Origin of the sequence: Actinosynnema sp. NPDC020468, assembly GCF_040642015.1 — a bacterium.
GTDB lineage: Bacteria > Actinomycetota > Actinomycetes > Mycobacteriales > Pseudonocardiaceae > Actinosynnema.
Window position 1 is genome coordinate 79,260 of the sequence record NZ_JBFAEO010000014.1, and the last position, 14,862, is coordinate 94,121.

The 14,862-nt window shown below is 71.9% G+C and carries 15 protein-coding genes; 8 read left to right on the forward strand and 7 right to left on the reverse strand.

Annotation, left to right across the window (positions count from 1 at the left end):
* Positions 1–6: 6 nt before the first annotated feature.
* The gene (locus AB0G50_RS12960; RefSeq protein WP_360106359.1) at positions 7–855 is read left to right on the forward strand and encodes an SMP-30/gluconolactonase/LRE family protein; all 849 of its coding nucleotides are present in this window, start codon (positions 7–9) and stop codon (positions 853–855) included.
* Here the strand turns inward: AB0G50_RS12960 and dapF are convergent.
* From dapF to AB0G50_RS12975, 3 genes are read right to left on the reverse strand one after another with little or no spacing between them, the layout of a single operon-like run.
* A complete protein-coding gene (gene dapF, locus AB0G50_RS12965; RefSeq protein WP_360106589.1) occupies positions 852–1,667 on the reverse strand; it encodes a diaminopimelate epimerase in 816 nt (271 codons plus the stop codon). The genes AB0G50_RS12960 and dapF overlap by 4 nt on opposite strands.
* 42 nt (positions 1,668–1,709) lie before the next feature.
* Positions 1,710–2,618, reverse strand: coding sequence for a tRNA (adenosine(37)-N6)-dimethylallyltransferase MiaA (gene miaA, locus AB0G50_RS12970; RefSeq protein WP_360106362.1), 909 nt, complete (start codon positions 2,616–2,618; stop codon positions 1,710–1,712).
* A 4-nt stretch (positions 2,619–2,622) separates the two neighbouring features.
* Positions 2,623–3,093: a hypothetical protein gene (locus AB0G50_RS12975; RefSeq protein ID WP_360106365.1), complete on the reverse strand. Its 471-nt coding sequence runs from the start codon at positions 3,091–3,093 to the stop codon at positions 2,623–2,625.
* 397 nt (positions 3,094–3,490) lie between these two features.
* Between AB0G50_RS12975 and AB0G50_RS12980 the strand changes: the two genes are divergently transcribed.
* The gene (locus AB0G50_RS12980; RefSeq protein WP_360106368.1) at positions 3,491–4,825 is read left to right on the forward strand and encodes a DUF349 domain-containing protein; all 1,335 of its coding nucleotides are present in this window, start codon (positions 3,491–3,493) and stop codon (positions 4,823–4,825) included.
* Positions 4,826–6,008: 1,183 nt separating this feature from the next.
* Here AB0G50_RS12980 and AB0G50_RS12985 read toward each other — a convergent pair.
* Positions 6,009–6,473, reverse strand: a complete 465-nt coding sequence (locus tag AB0G50_RS12985) for a hypothetical protein (protein WP_360106371.1) — start codon at positions 6,471–6,473, stop codon at positions 6,009–6,011.
* Positions 6,470–7,939 (reverse strand): tRNA (N6-isopentenyl adenosine(37)-C2)-methylthiotransferase MiaB, encoded by a 1,470-nt coding sequence (miaB, locus tag AB0G50_RS12990; RefSeq protein ID WP_360106374.1) that lies wholly within the window; start codon positions 7,937–7,939, stop codon positions 6,470–6,472. The genes AB0G50_RS12985 and miaB overlap by 4 nt, the downstream gene beginning before the upstream one ends.
* Before the next feature lie 57 nt (positions 7,940–7,996).
* Between miaB and AB0G50_RS12995 the strand changes: the two genes are divergently transcribed.
* Positions 7,997–8,950, forward strand: a complete 954-nt coding sequence (locus AB0G50_RS12995; RefSeq protein WP_360106377.1) for a TAXI family TRAP transporter solute-binding subunit — start codon at positions 7,997–7,999, stop codon at positions 8,948–8,950.
* 4 nt (positions 8,951–8,954) lie between these two features.
* Here the strand turns inward: AB0G50_RS12995 and AB0G50_RS13000 are convergent, their stop codons facing one another.
* Together AB0G50_RS13000 and AB0G50_RS13005 are read right to left on the reverse strand one after the other, a co-directional pair.
* Complete coding sequence (locus AB0G50_RS13000; RefSeq protein ID WP_360106380.1) at positions 8,955–10,331, reverse strand: HAMP domain-containing sensor histidine kinase; 1,377 nt, start codon at positions 10,329–10,331, stop codon at positions 8,955–8,957.
* 4 nt (positions 10,332–10,335) lie between these two features.
* Positions 10,336–11,001: a response regulator transcription factor gene (locus AB0G50_RS13005; protein ID WP_360106383.1), complete on the reverse strand. Its 666-nt coding sequence runs from the start codon at positions 10,999–11,001 to the stop codon at positions 10,336–10,338.
* Positions 11,002–11,160: 159 nt separating this feature from the next.
* On the opposite strand from AB0G50_RS13005, the gene AB0G50_RS13010 reads away from it, so the two are divergent.
* The 5 genes from AB0G50_RS13010 (at position 11,161) to AB0G50_RS13030 (ending at position 14,858) form a co-directional block, all read left to right on the forward strand.
* Positions 11,161–11,889: an amino acid ABC transporter ATP-binding protein gene (locus AB0G50_RS13010; RefSeq protein WP_360106592.1), complete on the forward strand. Its 729-nt coding sequence runs from the start codon at positions 11,161–11,163 to the stop codon at positions 11,887–11,889.
* Between the two features lie 62 nt (positions 11,890–11,951).
* The gene (locus AB0G50_RS13015) at positions 11,952–12,839 is read left to right on the forward strand and encodes a glutamate ABC transporter substrate-binding protein (RefSeq protein ID WP_360106386.1); all 888 of its coding nucleotides are present in this window, start codon (positions 11,952–11,954) and stop codon (positions 12,837–12,839) included.
* Between the two features lie 81 nt (positions 12,840–12,920).
* Positions 12,921–13,568: an amino acid ABC transporter permease gene (locus tag AB0G50_RS13020; protein WP_360106389.1), complete on the forward strand. Its 648-nt coding sequence runs from the start codon at positions 12,921–12,923 to the stop codon at positions 13,566–13,568.
* Positions 13,565–14,431 carry an amino acid ABC transporter permease gene (locus AB0G50_RS13025; RefSeq protein ID WP_360106392.1) on the forward strand — a complete coding sequence of 289 codons (867 nt, stop codon included), beginning with the start codon at positions 13,565–13,567 and terminating at the stop codon, positions 14,429–14,431. Before AB0G50_RS13020 ends, AB0G50_RS13025 begins: the two co-directional genes overlap by 4 nt.
* On the forward strand, positions 14,424–14,858 hold the full coding sequence (locus AB0G50_RS13030) for an NUDIX hydrolase (RefSeq protein WP_360106395.1): 435 nt from the start codon (positions 14,424–14,426) through the stop codon (positions 14,856–14,858). Before AB0G50_RS13025 ends, AB0G50_RS13030 begins: the two co-directional genes overlap by 8 nt.
* Positions 14,859–14,862: the final 4 nt, after the last annotated feature.

Consider the following 14,862-nt stretch of genomic DNA (forward strand, 5'->3'; position numbering starts at 1 on the left):
ACCGCCATGGTCGACACCACCGTGCTGCACACCGGGATCCGGTTCGGCGACGGACCGCGCCAGGGCCCCGACGGGCGGCTGTACTACTCCGACTTCTACGACCACGAGGTGCGCGCGTTCGACCTCTCCACGGGAGTGGAGGAGGTCGTCTGCACGGTGCCGGGCCAACCCTCGGGGCTGGGCTGGCTGCCCGACGGCCGCCTGCTCGTGGTGTCGATGCGGGACCGGCGCGTGCTGCGGCTGGAACCCGGCGGCCTGGTCGAGCACGCCGACCTGGGCGGCGTCGCGACGTTCCACGCCAACGACATGCTGGTCGACGCGGCCGGCCGGGCGTACGTGGGCAACTTCGGCTTCGACCTGCACGGCGTGATCGCCGCGCGGGGTGAGGCGGCACTGCTCGCGCCCGACTACCGGCCGCCCACCGCCGCGCTCGCGCTGGTGTCGCCCACCGGCGCGGTGTCGGTGGTGTGCGAGGACCTGGCGTTCCCCAACGGCATGGGCTTCCTCGGCGACACCCTGGTGGTGGCCGAGACGTTGGCGTTCGGGCTGACCGCGTTCGACGTGGCCGCCGACGGGTCGCTGTCCGGCCGGCGGGTGTGGGCCGACCTGCGCGGGCACGGCGTCGCGCCGGACGGCATCGCGGTGCACGAGGACGGCGTGTGGGTCGCGCCGGCACTCCAGGCCGCGGCGTTCCTGGTCGTGGACGGGCGCGTGGCGCGCCGGGTGGAGACCAGCCAGCCGTGCTTCGCCGTGGCCGTGGTCCGGGACACGCTCGTGTGCTGCACCGCGCCGACGTCGCAGCCCGAGGTGGTGTCGGTGGATCGACTGGGGAAGCTGGAGGCCTACGGGCTCTAGTCGGGCTTGATCGCGTCCCACCACGCCTGGTCGAGCTCGCCGCGCGCGACGAGCACGGCCGGACCGGTCAGTGTGCTGGTCTGCTCCTCGACCACCACGGTCACCTGTCCACCGAGGACGTCCACAGTGGCCTTGCCGGTGTGCCGGCCCTCGCCGTGCAGCCAGGAGGCGACCGCGGCGACGGTGCCGGTGCCGCACGACCGGGTTTCACCCACTCCGCGTTCGTGGACGCGCATCCGCAGCGCGCCGTCGCCCAGCACGTTCACGAGTTCCACGTTCACCCCGTGGGGGAACACGGCCGGGTCGTAGCCGGGCTGCGCGCTGAGATCCAGGCCGGCGACCGGGGTGGTCGTCACGCAGGCCAGGTGCGGGTTGCCGACGTCCACCGCGACACCGGGGAACACCACGCCGCCGACCGACGCGGTCGACGTGCCGGTGACCCGGGCCGGGCCCATGTCGAGGGTGACGGTGCCGTCGCCGTGCGCGGTCACCTCGCGCTGGCCTCCCCGGGTGCCGATGACGAACTCGCCCGCCGGCGCCAGGCCCTCCTCGACCAGGTAGTGCGCGAACACCCGCGCGCCGTTGCCGCACATCTCGGCGATCGAGCCGTCGGCGTTGCGGTAGTCCATGAACCACGGGCCCAGGTCGGGCCGCACGACCCGCAGCACGCCGTCCGCGCCCAGACCCCGCTGCCGGTCGCAGAGCGCGCGCACGCGCTCCTCGGTCAGGTCCAGCAGGCCCTCCGGGTCGGGCAGCAGCACGAAGTCGTTCTCGGTGCCGTGGCCCTTCAGAAACTCGATCCCCACGCCCACCAGCGTACGTGCACGCACGCAGGACCGGTTGCACGTGTGCGACTACCGGCGGACGTGGGCCAGGACGTCCTCGAACAGGGTCGGCGAGCCGGCGTCGAACCAGGTGATCCGGCGGTCGCGGCGGAACCAGGAGCGCTGGCGGCGGACGAAGCGGCGGGTGCCCTGCGCGGTCAGGGTCGCGGCGTCGGCGAGGCTCGTCCGGCCCTCCAGCGCGGCGAGCACCTGCTGGTAGCCGAGCGCGGTGGAGGCGGTGCGGCCCTCGCGCAGGCCGTCGGCGACGAGCCTTTCAACCTCCTCGACCAGGCCCGCGTCGAACATCCGGGTCACCCTGGCGTCGACCCGGGAGTCCAGTTCGGACACCTCGCGGTCCAGGCCGACGAGCACCGTGCCGTAGCGCGCGGGGCCCGGTTTCGGCAGGGTCGCGGAGAACGGCCGCCCGGTCAGCTCGATGACCTCCAGCGCGCGCACCACCCGCCGGCCGTTGCTGGGCAGGATCGCCAGCGCCGCCGCCGGGTCCAGCTGGGCCAGCCTGCCGTGCAGCACCTCCGCGCCGAACACGGTCAGCTCGTTCTCCAGCTGCGCCCGGATCCGGTCGTCGGTGCCGGGGAACACCAGGTCGTCCAGCACCGACTGCACGTAGAGGCCGGAGCCGCCGACCAGCACCGGCGGGCGGCCGGCGTCGAGGAGCTTCTCCAGCACCGCCCGCGCCTCCCGCTGGTAGCCCGCCACCGACGCTGTCTCGGTCACGTCCAGCACGTCGAGCAGGTGGTGCGGCACGCCGCGGCGCTCGTCCGGGGTGATCTTGGCGGTGCCGATGTCCATGCCGCGGTAGAGCTGCATGGCGTCCGCGTTGACCACCTCGCCGCCCAGCTCCCGCGCGAGCCGCACGGCGAGGTCGGACTTGCCGGTCGCGGTGGGTCCGACGACGGCGACGGGTACGGGGGAGTTCACGGGCTCAAGCCTCCCAGACCGCGACGTGGTACCCGACCCCGAAGGGGGCCAGGAACTCCGACCGCGCGCACCGCCAGTCGCCCGGCACGCCCGCCAGCACCTGCCACGCCGCCCGGCCCCGCGCGCCCAACTCGGCGGCGAGCACCGGGTCCAGCGCGGCCAGCGCGTCCCGATCGGCGGCGGCCAGCGCCGCGCGGACGCCCTCGTCGAACGCGCCCGCCCGGTCGTCCGGCCGGCCGACGGCCTGCTCGCCGTGCCGGTGCGACCCGTCGCCCAGCACCAGCAGGGCGCGTTCCGGACCGAGTTCCGCGCCCAGCGCCAGGCAGTCCGCGAGCGGAAGGTCCGGCGGCACGAGGTGGACGCGCACGCTGCGCGCGCCGACCTGCGCCCGCAACCACCCGGCGAGGAGAACCGGGAGCGGCAACCCGGGTTCCACAGAGGACGACGTGTCGGACAGCGTCACGGGCACGTCCACGCCGAAGCCCCGAAACGTACCTGTTACATCTCGAATGAGGCTCGGCCCGGCGGGGTCCGCCGCCACGGCCACCCAGTCGTCCGCGTGCGCGGCCAAATCCCGTGCTGCGGCAAGGCAGGCCGACCGGACGGGCGAGGTCTCCGGCACCGCCCCGGTGACAAGTTCGGGAACGAGAAGTGGCGGGTGCGGCACGACGGCGACACGCGAGATCATGGGAATCCACGCTACTCATCGGCCACCACCAGTACCGAGGTCGGCCCTGACCTGTTTGAATGCGCGCGGGGTACTGGGGACTGACGAGGTCGCGCGGTACCCGGGTGCTGGGCCCCGCCTTCAGGCGGGGCGCCCGTGGTCGGCACGGGCACCACGAAGTGGGCAGGCGAGGAGGAAGCCGGCGATGACGGAGCACGAGGCGACACCGGGAACCACTGGCGACAGTGGGGCGGGGGCGGTGGTCGAGGAGACCAAGGTGGAGAGCACGCCGGTGACGGCGCCGCCACCGGTCCCCGTGGCGTCGGACCACCCTGACCGCTGGGGGCGAGTGGACGAGGACGGCACCGTCTACGTCAAGACCGCCGAGGGGGAGCGGGCCGTCGGCTCCTGGCAGGCGGGTGAGCCGGCCGAGGGCCTGGCGCACTTCGCCCGCCGGTTCGACGACATCCGCACCGAGGTCGAGCTGCTGGTGACGCGGCTGTCGTCCGGGGCGGGTGACCCGAAGCACGCGCTGACCAGCGCGAAGCACGTCCAGGAGTCCCTGGCCGAGGCGGCCGTGGTCGGCGACCTGGCGGCGTTGGCGGCACGGGTCGAGTTCGTCCTGGTCAAGGCCGAGGAGGGCCTGGAGGCCGCCAAGGCGGCCAAGGACGAGGCGCGGGCGGCGGCGGGCGCGCGGAAGCTGGAGCTGGTCGAAGAGGCCGAGGTGCTGGCCAACGAGTCCACCCAGTGGAAGGCGGCCGGCGATCGGCTGCGGACGATCCTGGACGAGTGGAAGACCATCCGGGGCGTCGACCGCAAGACCGACGAGCAGCTGTGGCGGCGGTTCTCCAAGGCGCGCGACGCGTTCAACCGGCGGCGCGGCTCGCACTTCGCCGACCTCGACCGGCAGCGCGGCGTGGCGAAGAACCGCAAGCAGGAGTTGGTGGACGAGGCCGAGCGGCTGATCACCTCCGACGACTGGGGTCCCACGGCCGGTCGGTACAAGGACCTCATGGTCGAGTGGAAGGCCGCCGGGCGTGCGCCCAAGGAGGCCGACGACGCCCTGTGGCAGCGGTTCCGGGCGGCGCAGGACGCCTTCTTCGCGCGTCGGTCGGACGCGTTCAGCGAGCGTGACGCGGAGTTCTCCACGAACGCGAAGCTGAAGGAGGAGTTGCTCGCCGAGGCCGAGCACATCGACCCGTCGCACGACCTGGAAGCCGCGCGCGCGCAGCTGTACAAGATCCAGGAGCGCTGGGACGCGATCGGCAAGGTGCCGCGCGAGCGGGTCCGCGACCTGGAGGGCAAGCTGCGCTCCATCGAGGAGAAGGTGCGCGGCGCGGTCGACGCCCAGTGGCGCCGGTCCGACCCGGAGGCCGAGGCCCGCGTGGCCCAGTTCCGCGAGCGCGTGGAGCAGTTCGAGGCGCAGGCCGAGAAGGCCCGCGCGTCGGGCGACAAGCGCCGGGCCGAGCAGGCCGAGGCCCAGGCCAAGCAGTGGCGCGAATGGCTGGCCGCCGCCGAACAGGCGGTAGCGTCCCGCTAGTGCGTGACCGGTCGAAGGGCGGGGCGCTCCCAGCGTCCCGCCCTTCGCCGTATCCGGGTTCCGCCGGCTCGAACTCCGGCCGCGGAGACCTCGCAACGGCCCGGTGCCTTCAACGGCCTGGCGTTCACCGCCCGGTGCTTTCGGCTGCCCGGCGGCCTGCAACTGCCCGACGGCCTGCAACTGGCCGGCGGCTTGCAACTGCCCGGCGCCCTTTCAACGGCCCGATGGCCTTCGGCTGCCCGCCGGCCGCCATCGGCCAGTAGTCCTCACCTCCCGGCGGCTCTCGGCTGCCCGGCGGGCTTTCCCCGTGTCGGGTGGCCTGCCAAGCGCGGGCCTGCCACGCGTCGGTTTCCTCTGCCAAGTGACCGCGAACGCCTCTCGCTACCGGTGCGTTCCGGCTGGCCGGCGGCGGTCGTGGGCCAGGTGTCCTTCTCGCCGCCCGGCAGCTTTCGGCTGCCCAGCGGGCTTTCACCGTGCCGGGTGGCCTGCCGCGCGCGGGCCTGGCACGCGTCGGTTTCCTCTGCCAAGTGGCCCCGAACGCCTATCGCCACCGGTGCATTTCGGCCGCCCGGGGGGCGGTCGTGGGCCAGGTGTTCTTCTCGCCGCCCGGCGGCTTTCGGCTGCTCAGCGCTGTTCCTCCATGCCCGGCGGCCTGCCGCGCGCTGGCTTCCTCTGCCAAGTGACCGCGAACGCCTCTCGCCACCGGTGCGTTCCGGCTGGCCGGCGGCGATCGTGGGCCAGGTGTTCTTCTCGCCGCTCGGCGGCCTTCGGCTGCTCAGCGCTGTTCCTCCACGCCCGGCGGCCTGCCGCGCGCCCGGCTCCGCCTGCCGAGTCACCCCGAGCGCCCCTCGCCCGGACAGCGCACCGCAGGCATTGGCGCCCCGCCGACACCTGGTTCCGCACGTCCTTGCCGAACCGCCCGACGGCACGCCCTCGCGCGTTAGTCCGGAAATTGTCCGATCGTTCAACGATCGGACAATTCAATGATTCAACGATACGTCAGCGCGTCGGTGGGAGGCAGGTCGGTCGATGGGGATTGTTGAACGATGGGTTGGCTCTATTGTTCAACAATCCTCACCGGTGCGGTGCGGTGCGGTGCGGTGCGGTGCGGTGGCGTGGCGTTCGGATCGCGTCCGAGTACGGATGCGGGCGTTCGTGGGGCGTCAGGCGGGCACGGTGGTGGTCAGGGCAGGTGGGGGCGGGAGGCGGCTATTTTCAGCCACTTCACCAGGAGGACGGCTATCGCCAGGACCGCCACGATCAGGCCCGCGCCCGGGCCTGGGCCCGGGTGGTGGCTGGTGGTGGTTTGGGTGGTCCAGATCGACAGGACGCCGGTGAAGGCCGTCGCGAACGCCGTCAGGGCGCACGTCCACGCCAGCGCCCACCGGCGCAGGGCCAGGGTCAGGGCGGGCAGCAGCACCCCCGACACCAGCGCCGCGCACGAGAAGACCTTCGGCATCAGGGGCGCGGTGCCCAGCAGGACGTTCAGGCCGTTGTCCGGCCCGACCCACGGCAGCAGGTACGACACCAGCACCACCAGCACCGCCACCGCGATCAGCAACGCGCCGGCACCGGGGTCGAAGCGCCTGGCCGCGGACCGGGCCACCTCGTCGATCTCGCGGCGCAGTCCGGAGAACTCGTCGCTCATCCGACGGCGCACCCGCCGGTCACGGCGGGCAGCGGCGCGGGCCGGCCGAACGAGGGCAGCCCCAGCGTCACACCGGGCGTCTTCGGCGTGACACCTGCCTCGGAGCGGTCGCCCGCGAGGGTCCGCCGGTGCGACAGCACCTCGCCGTCCGCGATCAGGTTGTGCGGCGCGGCGTAGGTGATCACGGTTTCCACCACGTCACCCGGTCGGATCGCGGCCGGGCCGGGGGTGAAGTGCACCAGGCGCCCGTCGCGGGCGCGGCCGGACAACCGGTGCGTCTCCGCGTCCTTGCGACCCTCGCCCCGGGCCACCAGCACCTCGACCCGCCGGCCGACCTGTTCCCGGTTCCCCGCGAACGCCAGGTCGTTGACCAGCGCCACCAACCGGTCGTAGCGCTCCTGCACGACCTGCTTGGGCAGCTGGTCGGGCAGCGACGCGGCGGGCGTGCCGGGGCGCTTGGAGTACTGGAAGGTGAACGCGCTGCTGAACCGGGACTCGCGGACCACGTCGAGGGTGGCCTGGAAGTCCTCCTCGGTCTCGCCGGGGAAGCCCACGATGATGTCGGTGGTGATCGCCGCGTCGGGCATCGCCGCGCGCACCTTCTCCAGGATCGACAGGTACTTCGCCGACCGGTAGGACCGCCGCATCTCCTTGAGCAGCCGGTCCGAGCCCGACTGCAACGGCATGTGCAGCTGGTGGCACACGTTCGGCGTCTCGGCCATGGCCGTGATCACGTCGTCGGTGAAGTCCTTGGGGTGCGGCGAGGTGAACCGCACGCGCTCCAGCCCGTCGACGTCGCCGCACGCCCGCAGCAGCTTGCCGAACGCGTACCGGTCGCCGAACTCCACCCCGTAGGAGTTGACGTTCTGGCCCAGCAGCGTCACCTCCAGCACGCCCTCGGCCACCAGCGCCTGCACCTCGGCGAGCACCTCGCCCGGCCGGCGGTCCTTCTCCTTGCCGCGCAACGCCGGGACGATGCAGAACGTGCAGGTGTTGTTGCACCCGACGGACACCGACACCCAGCCCGAGTAGGCCGAGTCGCGGCGCGCGGGCAGCGTGGACGGGAAGGTCTCCAGGGAGTCCAGGATCTCGACCTGCGCCTCCCGGTTGTGCCGGGCGCGTTCGAGCAGGACGGGCAGCGACCCGATGTTGTGCGTGCCGAACACCACGTCGACCCACGGCGCGCGCCGGACGATCTCGCCCTGGTCCTTCTGCGCGAGGCAGCCGCCGACCGCGATCTGCATGTCCGGGTTCGCGGTCTTGGCCGGCGCGAGGTGCCCCAGCGTGCCGTAGAGCTTGTTGTCGGCGTTCTCCCGCACCGCGCACGTGTTGAACACCACCAGGTCGGGGGCGTGGTCGGCGCCGGCGGGCGCGTAACCGGCCTCCTCCAGCATCCCGGCGAGGCGTTCGGAGTCGTGCACGTTCATCTGGCACCCGAAAGTGCGGATCTGGTATTTGCGGGTCACTGCACCTTGTCCTTCCGTCGGCTCCAGGGTAGAGCGTCGACGTGCGACGATGCCCGGGTGTCGGTAACGCTGCTGCGGGTGCGCGCGACGGGTGTCGTGCTGGCCCTCGTCGCCCTGGCCCTGACGGCGTGCTCGACCGACTTCGGCCAGGTCAGACTGGCGATCGCGGCCGGCAGCGCGGGCGGCGTCTACAACTCGCTGTCCCAGGCGCTGGCCACGGCGTGGGTGCGCGACGTCGGCGTGGGCGCGGTGGACGTGCAGGAGACCGCGGGCGCGGTCGACAACCTCGACCGGCTGCGCGACGGGCGGGCCCAGGTCGGGTTCGCGCAGGCCGACGTGGCCGCGACGACGCTGGACGCCGCCGAGGGCACCGGTCACCGGGTGTACGCCCTGGCCCGGATGCACGACGACTACACCCAGGTCGTGGTGCGCGCCGACCTGTCGGCGCGCACGGTGGCGGAGTTGCGCGGGCTGCGGGTGTCGGTCGGGGCGAAGACCTCGGGCACGAAGGTGATCGCCGAGCGGGTGCTGGCGTCGGCCGGCGTCGACCCGGTCACCGACATCGCCGCGCAACTGCTCGACATCAACGCCAGCGTCGCCGCGATGGAGGCGGGCGCGCTGGACGCGTTCTTCTGGTCGGGCGGCATCCCGACCAGGCAGATCACCGACCTGTCGGCGAAGGTGCAGTTGCGCATCCTGGACCTGTCCGACGTGCTGCCGAAGCTGCGCGCGAAGTTCCCCGTCTACGGGTCGGCGACCCTGCCCGCGTCCACCTACCAGCTGTCCACCGGCCCGATCATCACGCTGGTGGTGCGCAACTTCCTGCTGGTCAACGACGAGGTGTCGGACGACGTGGCGCAGGCGCTGACCGGCGGGCTGTTCCAGGCGCAGGCCGACCTGCTGACGGCCAGCAAGGTCGCGCGGTCGATCGAGGTGCGCTCGGCGATCGAGACCACGCCGGTGCCGCTGCACCCCGGCGCGATCCGCTATTACCGCGACGCCAAGGTGTAGGTCCTCACGCGGCCGGGTAGACCACCACGACGGTCAGCCCGCCGCCCGCCGGCGCCTTCAGCCGCACCGAGCCGCCGACCCGTTCCACGATCTGCCGCACCAGCGCGAGGCCGAGGCCCGAGCCCTGGACGTTCTGGTGCGCGGGCGAGCGCCAGAACCGGTCGAACGCGCGCTCCAGGTCGGCCTCGGGCAACCCCGGACCCTCGTCGCGCACGGTCAGGGTGACGGCCGTGTCGCCCCGCCGGACGTCGACGTGCACCAGGGTGTCCTCGCCGGTGAACTTGAGCGCGTTGTCCAACAACGCGTCCAGCACCGACTCCGCGCCGCGCACGGTCGCGAGCACCGCGCCGCCGGGTTCGCCGTCCAGCACCAGGTGCACGCCCTTCGCGGCGGCGGCCGGCTGCCACGCGGTGAGCCTGCCCGCGACGGTCCGGTCCAGGTCCACCGCGACCGGCGCGACCGACGCGGACTCCTCGCGGGCCAGCACGAGCAGTTCGTCCAGGATCCGGTTGAGCCGGTCCGCCTCCTCCAGCGCGGCCGTCTGGTGCTCGACCGCGTCCGGCAGCACGTGACCCTCCAGGTTGGACAGTCGGAGTTTCAGCGCGGTCAACGGGTTGCGGAGTTGGTGTGACGCGTCGGCGACGAACGCGCGTTGCGCGGCCAGCACGTCGGTGACGTTGGCGGCCATCTGGTCGAACGACCGGGACAGCCGGCGCAGCTCCGGCGGTCCCGACGACGAGCCCACCGGCGGCACCGGCCGGCCGGACACCACGGCGCCCAGCAGCTCGCCGGTCGCCTCGTCCAGCCGGCGCACCGGGCGCAGCATCCACTCCACCAGCGGCAGCGCGGCGAGCACCGCGAGCGCCAGCGCCAGCAGCCCGATGCCGACCAGCACGCCCCACGCCACCAGCACCCGGGTCCGGGTCTTCGCGGTCGGCGAGAAGGTCACCACCGCGCCGCGCACCTCGCCGTCCACCAGCACCGGCTCGGCCAGCACCAGGTCGTCGGTGTCCCACGGCATGAACAGCTCGGGCGCGCTCGGCTGCCGCCCGGCCAGCGCGCCGCCGACCATGTCCGACACGGCGGGCGCGGACAGGTCGACCGGCGAGGAGGAGGCGACCACCACGCTCTCCCGGCTCAGCAGCGCCACCTTGATGCCGTACAGCTCCTCGTAGCGCTTCAGCTCGCTCGTCACCACGTCGGGCTGGTCGTCGATGAACGGCCGCTGCGCCACCGAGGCGAACCGGCTCGTGTCGGTCAGCCGGTCGAGGAACACCTCCTGCTGGTCCGCCGCGGCCAGCCCGCGCCCCAGCGGGAACCCGAGGCCGACGAGCAGCAGCACGACCAGCGCGACGACGGTGCCCAGCAGTCGCGTCCGCACCCGGTCAGCCCCCGTTCAGCCGGTACCCGACACCGCGCACCGTCTCCACCAGCGACGGGCGGCCGAGCTTGGTCCGCAGCGTGGCCACGTGCACATCCAGGGTCCGGTTCGCGCCCGGCCAGGTGCGGCCCCACACCTCGTGCAGGATGCGCTCCCGGGTGCACACCGCGCCACCGGCGGCGGCGATCAGCGCGAACACCTGGAACTCCTTGCGCGCCAGGGTGACCACCTCGCCCGCCACGGTGACCTCGTGCCGGGCCAGGTCCACCCGCACGTCCGCGACCTCGATCACCTCGCCGCCGCGCGGGTCGAGCGGGTCGCCGCGCCGCCTGCGCACCGCGTGCACCCGCGCCACCAGCTCGCCGACGTCGTAGGGTTTGACCAGGTAGTCGTCGGCGCCCGCGTGCAGGCCGAGGATCCGGTCGTCGATCTCGCCGCGCGCCGACACCACGATGATCGCCACGTCGCTCGCGGCCCGGATGTTGCGGCACAGCGTGACACCGTCCACATCGGGCAGGCCCAGGTCGAGCAGGACCACGTCGACACCCGTCAACCGGTCGAGCGTCCCGCGCCCGGTGGCCTGCCGGTCTACTGTGAAACCTCTTCGCGTCAGGGCCGGCACCAGTGCGTCCGCGACCCGGTCGTCGTCCTCGACCAACAACACACGCACCTGCGCCCTCCCCTGGAACGTCGACGGCCTGTGACAGAGTTGAGACCCTAAGTCTTGCCCAACCGCCTGGACTGGTGTGGTGGCGCGCACCTAGGTTTCCGCCATCCCTCGAGAACCCTCCTGGAGGATTCGATGACTCCCGCCACCCCTGCCCCGCCGATGATCCGGATGGCGGGCGTGGACAAGTTCTTCGGCCCTCTGCACGTGCTCAAGAGCGTGCAGCTGGAGGTGCCGAAAGGCCAGGTCGTCGTGGTGCTGGGGCCGTCGGGGTCCGGCAAGTCGACGCTGTGCCGCACGATCAACCGGTTGGAGCCGATCGACTCCGGCACCATCGAGGTCGACGGCCAGCCGCTGCCCGCCGAGGGCCGGGAGCTCGCCCGGCTGCGCGCCGACGTCGGCATGGTCTTCCAGTCGTTCAACCTGTTCGCGCACAAGAGCATTGTCGAGAACGTGACCCTCGCGCCGGTGAAGGTCCGCAAGACGCCCGCCGCCGAGGCGCGCCGGACGGCCATGGAGCTGCTGGAGCGCGTGGGCATCGCGAACCAGGCCGACAAGTTCCCGGCCCAGCTCTCCGGCGGTCAGCAGCAGCGCGCGGCGATCGCCCGCGCGCTCGCGATGCGTCCCAAGGTCATGCTTTTCGACGAACCGACCTCCGCGCTGGACCCGGAGATGGTCCAGGAGGTGCTGGACGTGATGACCACGCTGGCCAAGGAGGGCATGACCATGCTCGTGGTCACCCACGAGATGGGGTTCGCCCGAAAGGCCGCGGACCGGGTCGTCTTCATGGCCGACGGCGAGATCGTCGAGGACTCCACGCCGGAGGATTTCTTCTCCGCGCCGAAGTCCAACCGCGCGAAGGACTTCCTTGGCAAGATCCTGACGCACTGAAGTCCCACGACGCGGCGCGCAGCGTGGCGTCGCACGACCCGACGAAGAGCAGGAGAAGGACGATGAGGGTTCGCACCCTTGCGGTGGTTCTGCTGGCAGGCGGCCTCGCCCTGACCGCGTGCGGCAAGGAGGGCACCCCCGGCAGCTCCACCCCGGCGCCCACGCAGGCCGTGGAGAACAACGTCACGGTCCAGGGCTCGGCCACGTTCGACCGGATGAAGTCGCGCGGCAAGGTCGTCATCGGCGTCAAGGAGGACCAGCCGGGCCTCGGGTTCAAGGACGCGACGACCAACAAGTACAGCGGCTTCGACATCGAGATCGCGAAGCTGATCGCGGCCAAGCTCGGCTTCGACGAGTCGAAGATCGAGTACAAGGCGATCGCCTCCGCCGGTCGCGAGCAGGCCCTGATCAACGGCGACGTGGACTACTACGTCGGCACGTACACGATCAACGCCGCGCGCAAGGAGAAGGTCGCCTTCGCGGGTCCGTACTTCACCGCCGGCCAGGACCTGCTCGTCCGCAAGGACGACAACTCGATCACCGGCAAGGAGACCCTCAAGGGCAAGAAGGTCTGCTCGGTGACCGGCTCGACGCCGATCAAGCGGGTCAAGGACGAGAACCTCACCGAGCCCGAGAACATCACCGAGTACCAGAACTACTCGCAGTGCGTGGCCAAGCTGGCCGAGAGCGCGGTCGACGCGGTGACCACCGACGACGCGATCCTCAAGGGCTACGCCGCGCAGGAGAAGGACAAGTTCAAGGTCGTCGGCAAGCCGTTCTCGACCGAGCCGTACGGCGTGGGCCTGGCCAAGGACGACAAGCCGCTGCGCGACAAGGTGAACGACATCCTGGAAGCGGCCATCTCCGGCTCGGACTGGCAGAACATCTACGACGCGACGCTGGGCAAGTCCGGCAGCCCGGCCACCAAGCCGGTCATCGACCGCTACTGAAAGCGCGACCGTGGCCGGTGACCCGCTCGACCGGGGCGGGACACCGGCCACTCGCACGACATCCACCGGCGAGGTAGTCCCATGAGCGTCCTGACCGACCACCTGCCCCTGTTCTTCCACGGGTTCCTCACGACGATCCAGCTGTTCCTGCTGTCCGCGGTCGGGTCGCTGGTGCTGGGCACGATCCTCGCCATGCTGCGGGTGAGCCCGGTGCCGGTGTTCCGGATCGCGGCCACCACCTACGTGACGCTGCTCCGCAACACCCCGCTCACGCTGGTGTTCTTCTTCTTCGCGTTCGCCTACCCGCTGCTGAAGATCCTCCAGCTGAACCCGTTCGTCGGTGCGGTCGTCGCGCTCACCCTCTACACCTCGGCGTTCATCTGCGAGGTGGTCCGCTCGGGCATCAACACGGTGCCGGTGGGCCAGGCCGAGGCCTCTCGCGCGCTCGGGCTGACCTTCGGCCAGATGATCGGCAGCGTGGTGCTCCCGCAGGCCCTGCGCTCGGTGGTGCCGCCGCTGGTCAGCACCCTGATCGCGCTGCTGAAGAACACCACCGTCGCGGCCGGCTTCTCGGTGACCGAGGCGGGCTCGATCCGCGACTCGCTGAGCGAGCAGGGCGCGGACATGCTGGTCACGCTGTCCTGGGTGGCGTTGTTCTTCATCGTGCTGGTGATCCCGCTGACGCTGGTGCAGCGCAGCCTCGAGAAGCGCTGGAGCGTGGCCCGATGAGCGCCTCCGTCCTGTTCGACGTGCCGGGTCCGCGCGCGCGGCTGCGGCACCGCCTGCTCGCCGTGGTCGGCGTCGCGGTGGTCGGCGCGCTGGTCGGCTACGTGGTCTACCGCCTCTACGACAGCGGCCAGTTCGAGCCGCGCATGTGGGAGTGGATCCAGTACGAGACGATCCAGCTCGAACTGCTGGACAAGCTCGGCAACACGCTCAAGGCGTTCGCGCTGGGCGCGGTCCTCGCCCTGGTGTTCGGCGCGGTGTTCGCGGCCGGCCGGCTGTCCGACCACGCGTTCTGGCGGGTGCCGGCGACGGTCGTGGTGGAGTTCTTCCGCGCGATCCCGCTGCTGATCATGATGTTCTTCTTCTACTACGGCCTGCCGACGGCGGGGATCAAGTTCTCGCCGTTCACCGCCGTGGTGCTGTCGCTGATGCTGTACAACGGCTCGGTGCTGGCGGAGATCTTCCGGGCCGGCGTGCTGTCCCTGCCGCGCGGCCAGACCGAGGCCGCGTACGCGCTGGGCATGCGCAAGACGCAGGTCATGGTCCTGGTGCTGCTGCCGCAGGCGCTGCGCGCGATGCTGCCGACCATCGTCAGCCAGCTCGTGGTGCTGCTCAAGGACACCGCCCTCGGGTTCATCATCACCTACGAGGAGCTGCTCTACTACGCGCGCTTCCTCGGCACGCAGGGCCAGTTCGGTCGGCCGCTGGTGCCGCTGACGATCGCCGTGGCGGCCATGTACATCACGATGTGCCTGCTGCTCACGTGGCTCGCGACGTACCTGGAGAAGCGCAACCGGCGGAACAAGAAGGTCGTCGCGGAGCCGGACGGCAAGGTGGACGACCTCGTGCTGACGTCGGGTGTCTGAGGTGCTGGCGGCGGCGGGCGCGCTGTTCCGGGACCCCTCGGGGCGGGTGCTCGTCGTCGAGCCGACCTACAAGGACCACTGGGACATCCCCGGCGGCGTGGTCGAGGCGGGGGAGACTCCGAGCGAGGCGTGTGCGCGGGAGGTCCGGGAGGAGCTGGGCCTGGTCGTGACGCCCGGTCCGCTGCTGGTGGTGGACTGGGCGCCGGCGGGGCCGCAGGAGCGGGTGCTGTTCGTGTTCGACGGCGGCGTGCTGGAGCCCTCGACCCCGATCGTGCTCCAGGAGGCGGAGCTGCGCTCGTGCGAGTTCGTGCCGGTGGACGGGCTGGCCGGGCGGCTGATCCCGCGGTTGGCGCGGCGGCTCGCGGGCGCGCTGGCGGCGTTGGACGCGGGCGGCACCCGGTACCTGGAGCACGGCGTTCCGGTTTAGCCGC

What these genes read in the sequence shown, in the direction of transcription:
- AB0G50_RS12985 (WP_360106371.1), bottom strand. Translation starts at nt 6,473, where the DNA reads ATGAGCGACGAGTTCTCCGGACTGCGCCGCGAGATCGACGAGGTGGCC.
- AB0G50_RS13020 (WP_360106389.1), top strand. Translation starts at nt 12,921, where the DNA reads ATGAGCGTCCTGACCGACCACCTGCCCCTGTTCTTCCACGGGTTCCTC.
- AB0G50_RS13015 (WP_360106386.1), top strand. Translation starts at nt 11,952, where the DNA reads ATGAGGGTTCGCACCCTTGCGGTGGTTCTGCTGGCAGGCGGCCTCGCC.
- AB0G50_RS13025 (WP_360106392.1), top strand. Translation starts at nt 13,565, where the DNA reads ATGAGCGCCTCCGTCCTGTTCGACGTGCCGGGTCCGCGCGCGCGGCTG.
- AB0G50_RS13010 (WP_360106592.1), top strand. Translation starts at nt 11,161, where the DNA reads ATGATCCGGATGGCGGGCGTGGACAAGTTCTTCGGCCCTCTGCACGTG.
- AB0G50_RS12960 (WP_360106359.1), top strand. Translation starts at nt 7, where the DNA reads ATGGTCGACACCACCGTGCTGCACACCGGGATCCGGTTCGGCGACGGA.
- AB0G50_RS12980 (WP_360106368.1), top strand. Translation starts at nt 3,491, where the DNA reads ATGACGGAGCACGAGGCGACACCGGGAACCACTGGCGACAGTGGGGCG.